Source organism: Prevotella conceptionensis 9403948, assembly GCF_000312305.1.
GTDB classification, from domain to species: domain Bacteria; phylum Bacteroidota; class Bacteroidia; order Bacteroidales; family Bacteroidaceae; genus Prevotella; species Prevotella conceptionensis.
In genome coordinates this window covers 282,731-287,372 of the sequence record NZ_HE999445.1, presented here as the reverse complement: position 1 = coordinate 287,372, position 4,642 = coordinate 282,731, and the positions used below count along the sequence as shown (strand labels likewise).

Below are 4,642 nucleotides of genomic sequence, written 5' to 3'. Positions count from 1 at the left end.
CGAAGGGCGAATGTGGCACGTGTGCCGTTAGTCCACAACGTGAGTGCAACGTTTAGGCCAACGGCGTGGCAGGCTTATAGGCGCGTTGGCCCAGTTCCTTGTCTATCATGTAGATGCCGTAGCCGTTATCCTTAATCATCTTGATGTTGTCGATGATGGTTTGCACGTTCTCTTCTTCTTCCACTTGCTCGTCGATGAACCATTTAAGCATGCTTTGTGTGGCGTAATCGTTCTCCTCGGCGCAGAGGGCGAACAGCTTGTTGATGCTCTCGGTGATGGTTTGCTCGTGGCGCAACGAACTTTCGAACACGTTAAGGATGTTGTTCCACTCGGTGGGTACGGCCTCGATGGGGCGAAGATCTACCTTGCCGTTACGCGAGATAACGTAGTTGAAAAGTATTTTGGCGTGGTCTTGTTCTTCCTTGAATTGAACTTCGAACCATTTTCCCATACCTGGCTGACCTTGTGCGTGACAATAGGCGGCCATAGACAAATATAGATAGGCCGACCACATCTCGGCGTTGATTTGCGCGTTGAGCGCGTCTTCGATTTTCTTCTTTAACATAATGATGTTTGATTTAAATATGGTGAATACTTTTACTTGCTAACTAGCTCTATAATTCCTAAACAGTTTCTTTTGTGGCTATATGTACAAACATCGTGCCATTTTCTCCGGAACGAATAAAGGCAGAACGTGATTTTGGCATGATGGTTGCCCCTTGGCTATGTGCAGGACAGGGTGAACGGACCGCCATTTGTGCGCCGTTTTGGCTCTTCTAATATAAGCAAAGGGTGGGGTAAAGGCTGCGAGCAGCATCGTAAAGAAGTTTATGATATGTGGGTGATACTGGCGTTGGTGCAGCGGTTGTAGTGGAAGAGGTTATGCAGCAACTGCTCGGTTGGGGTTAAATGGTTTCGGTGACAAATGGGGTTTGACGTTTGCGTTGGCCGTTTTTGCGGTGCGGTTAAGCTTCGTCGTCTGCCCTTACGGCAATGGACAGCTGCATGCCTGGCCGCAAACCTTCCACTTTATACACAGGGCGCAATTGCATTTCCCAAGTTTGTGCGCCCTCGTTGCCACGTTTGTAGTTGTTGGGATCTAGGAAGTCGAAGTTAGCCTTAAAGCCAGATACGCGCATGGGAACGGACATGTTGAAAGGCTTACAATACACTTGTATGGTGTCGCCCTCTTTAAATTGCGCCTTCTCGTTGCGGGTTACTGCGATAGAACCCCACAAGTTGTCGAGCAAGGCAATGCTCATCAGGGTGTTGTTGGCCGAAAGTTGCTCGCCGCGTTTCACCACAATTTCGCTCACTTCGCCTTCAACCTTGGTGACGATGGCTATGATTTGCGGCCCTTTGCTGTTGCTCTTCTCGGTCTTGAGGTTGTGTAAAGCCTTCTCGTAATCGGCTTTCAGCGATAGGGCCTGCACCTGTAAGGTTTTGTATTCGGTAAAGACATTGTCGCGAAGGCTGGCAGGCGCTTTCCCGTTCATGAACTTCTGTTGCACGTCGTTGTATATCCTTTCGGCCTGTTCTTCGGCAGATTTGGCTTGTTGCCATCGGCCATAAGCGCGGTCTACGTTTCTGTTCCCGGTGCGATAGGGATGCAGGGTGGTGGCCAAAAGCTCTAATGTGGCGTCTTCGGGCATGGGTGTGTCGTCGGTTCTGTATAGGGCTAGGGTGTCGCCCACCTCCACATAGTCGCCCTCTTTCACCCTAATCTCTAACACTTTTCCCCTTTGTTGCACCTGCACAGAGTACTGCAAGACCTCCACCTGCCCATCTATTTGCCTGGGTTTGGGGGTCTTTAGCATATTGGCGGCAATGGCGACGGCAGCCGCAAGAACGACAACCGTCGTTCCGCCAATGAGCAGTTTAAATCTTAATCGCAGTTTTTTTTGCATGGTTAAGTTAAGGGGTGAGAGTGTTTGGGTGGCTGCTTGCGCGCCGCTTGTTGAAGGCTTGGGCGCGCCGTTCGCTATTTAAAAGCGAAACTACGCGACCCAATCATGTTTCCGTCGGCAAAGATGCTCACCTGATAAGTGCCTGCAACAAGTGCTTGCGACACGTTCCAGAAGAGCGTCACAGGTGTTTCCTCGCCATTATATTCCACGCTGCGTTTCATCGAATATTGCAGCGTTCGGTTTTCATAACTAAACGAACCCGCGCCGTTGAGCAGGCTGCCCGTGGGCGACATGATGCGCACATAGATGTCTTTAACGCCACTTGCTGCCGTTACGTTGCGTGTGATGTTAAAGCTCACTTGCAGTGTCGTGGCCTTATCTATTTGGTCGGTAGACTTTCCGCGCTTGTTTTTGGCTACGAGCGAGATGCCCGTTGCATCGAGTTGTGCGGCGATGGCCACCTTCTCGGACAACGAACGTTTCTCCGTACTCAATCCTTCTATCTGTCGGGTGGCGGCCTCGTATTGTCCTTTCACGCGCGTGTTTTCTTGCGTAAGGTTGGCATTCACCTTGTTTAGCGAGTCTATCTCCATCACATAACTGCGAATTACCGCCCTGACAGTGGCCAATTCTTTCTTCAAGCGGGTAATTTCGATGGCATCAGTGCTCTTTACTCTTCGCAGTTCGTTGAGTAGGCGTTGCGTCTTTTCTTGCTCAGCGGTGAGTTGTGCCACGATGGAGTCGTTGTTGATTTGCGTCTTCATCTCGCTGTATTGCTGGGCAAATTGTTGATACTCGTTCTCCATCTCCTTCTTGTCTATCTCTGCCAGTTCTTTGATGGCGGCGTTTTCTTCCTTCTGTTTGTTCAAGTTGATGAAGAGATAGGCCGTTACACCAGCCAAGATTAGCACCACGATGATGGTTGGTATCCAAATTTTCTTGTTCATAAAGTCAATCGCTTATATAGGGATTTGATTATATTTGCAAATTTATATATTTCTAACGATACGACAAAACAAATGTGCAAATCCAAACATTTAATAACTTAAAATATGTAGATTGCATGGTTTTGGAGGCTTTAGAGTGGGGGTTGGGCTGCCCATTTGCCTGCAACGGGCATGACTTGGCGGCCAGAGGTGTGTCCCTTTACGTCGGCGGAAAGTGGGGCGAAAAGGGCGTTCGGCTACGTAGTTGGCGGCTTGTTGCCGCCTGTTTGCAGCTCGTTGCCGCCGCAATGTTATAAGCCGGCTCGCCTTGTTGGCCGTTTGTTGCCGCTGTTTGCTGTCTGCTGCCGTACAAGTTGCGCCCTTAGAAGTCGCTATTTGGGCGCAGGTTGCCGTTTGCGCCTATGGCTCTGCTAGGTATGGGGAAGATGGTTGTATAGCCCGTGTCTTCTTTTCCAGGGCGTGGCGCAGGTCGTAGCTGTGCGTAAAGCGGCCAAATCGGATGAGATCTTGCCTTCGCCAGCCTTCCCACACCAGTTCCAGCCTACGTTCTTCTAGAATGTTGGCCAGTGTGGCGGTGCGGGAGGGCATGCCAGCACGAGCCCGAACGGCGTCCAATTCGGCCTGTCCGCTTTGTCCGTTGCGCACTTTTGCCTCGGCCAACATCAGCAACACGTCGGCATAACGATACAGCACGATGTCGTTGTCTTGCAGTTTCCCGTCTAAAAAGGAGTGCCTGTCTATCTCGTACTTGGCCATACGTGCGCCAGCTGTCTTGATATAAGGTGAGGTGGTGAGGTCTATGGCCACGTTCAAGGGCATATACACCAGCGGTTGACCATTGTCTAGCCGTACCGTATCGCCGTCTACCATCACCGTATCGGCATAAAAGTTCAGCTTAAAGCGTGTGTCTAGCTTTTCTGGTGTGCCGTATCCAAAGGCGCGAACGGTGGAAATGGTGGCGCAGGGTCCGTTTTCCGACCCCATTCCCAATGCCTTGCCGTGGTTGTAGTGCCGCGAACGAAAGAGATATTGGTATTGGTTGGGGTAGATGTTCTTGTCCATCGGAATGATGAAGATGTTCTCGCGCGAGGTCTCGTTGTGCACTTTGAAGTTGTCGGCATAGCTGTTTTCGAGCGTATAGCCGGCCGCTTGCAGCTTTTCGCAATAGCGGATGGTGGTTTGCCAGGCGTTAAGCTGCTCGTTATCGACGGTGAAAAGGATGTCCTTGCCTGGCTTGCGGGCGTGGCGCACGGGGTTGTCGCAGGTGTAAACCTCGGCGTTTAACGCTAGTTTGGCCAATAGAAAATGTGCAACGGGGCGAGTTAGCCTGCCATAATACTGCCCTTGCAGGTTGGAATGGGCATCTGCCAGATAGGGTGCAACCTGCTGCAACTCCTTAAAGGCAAAGCGAAACACCTCGCTGCGGCGCGTGTTAGACACCTCTGCAACCGACGTCTGGTTTCTTTCTAACAGCGGAACATTGCCAAAAAGGTCTATCAAGTAATAGTAATACATGGCCCTGATGGCCCTTGCCTCTGCATTGTAGGCCATTAATTGGGATTGGTTGAGCAGGCTTTTATGCTTGTCTATGAGGGCGATGGCATCGTTACAGCACACCACCGACTGGAGAAGGTAGCACCAAAGGTTGTACAGTTCTAGGTCGTTGGCGCTCCATTCGTGGGTGTACAGCCGTTTCCAAAAGCCGCCGTCGTACCAGTCGCCGCCCCTAATGGGCACGATGGCCTCGTCGGTTGTGAAGGTACTATAATCGTATATGCCTCGGTTTGT

At 50.9% G+C, this 4,642-nt stretch carries 4 protein-coding genes; all 4 read right to left on the bottom strand.

The features are described 5' to 3' along the window. Nucleotides 1-52 precede the first annotated feature (52 nt). Entirely contained in the window at nucleotides 53-565 is a 513-nt protein-coding gene (locus BN93_RS05530) for a ferritin (protein WP_019187354.1), read from the bottom strand. A gap of 400 nt (nucleotides 566-965) precedes the next feature. Continuing rightward, nucleotides 966-1,907: an HlyD family secretion protein gene (locus tag BN93_RS05525; protein WP_019187353.1), complete on the bottom strand. Its 942-nt coding sequence runs from the start codon at nucleotides 1,905-1,907 to the stop codon at nucleotides 966-968. Nucleotides 1,908-1,981: 74 nt separating this feature from the next. Beyond that, complete coding sequence (locus BN93_RS05520) at nucleotides 1,982-2,854, bottom strand: coiled-coil domain-containing protein (RefSeq protein ID WP_019187352.1); 873 nt, start codon at nucleotides 2,852-2,854, stop codon at nucleotides 1,982-1,984. Nucleotides 2,855-3,253: 399 nt separating this feature from the next. Then, nucleotides 3,254-4,642: RagB/SusD family nutrient uptake outer membrane protein (locus tag BN93_RS05510; protein WP_232211114.1), on the bottom strand; the 1,389-nt coding region annotated here is incomplete at its 5' end.

Coding starts and splice junctions, on each gene's coding strand:
- BN93_RS05530 (WP_019187354.1), bottom strand. CDS start 565: ATGTTAAAGAAGAAAATCGAAGACGCGCTCAACGCGCAAATCAACGCC.
- BN93_RS05525 (WP_019187353.1), bottom strand. CDS start 1,907: ATGCAAAAAAAACTGCGATTAAGATTTAAACTGCTCATTGGCGGAACG.
- BN93_RS05520 (WP_019187352.1), bottom strand. CDS start 2,854: ATGAACAAGAAAATTTGGATACCAACCATCATCGTGGTGCTAATCTTG.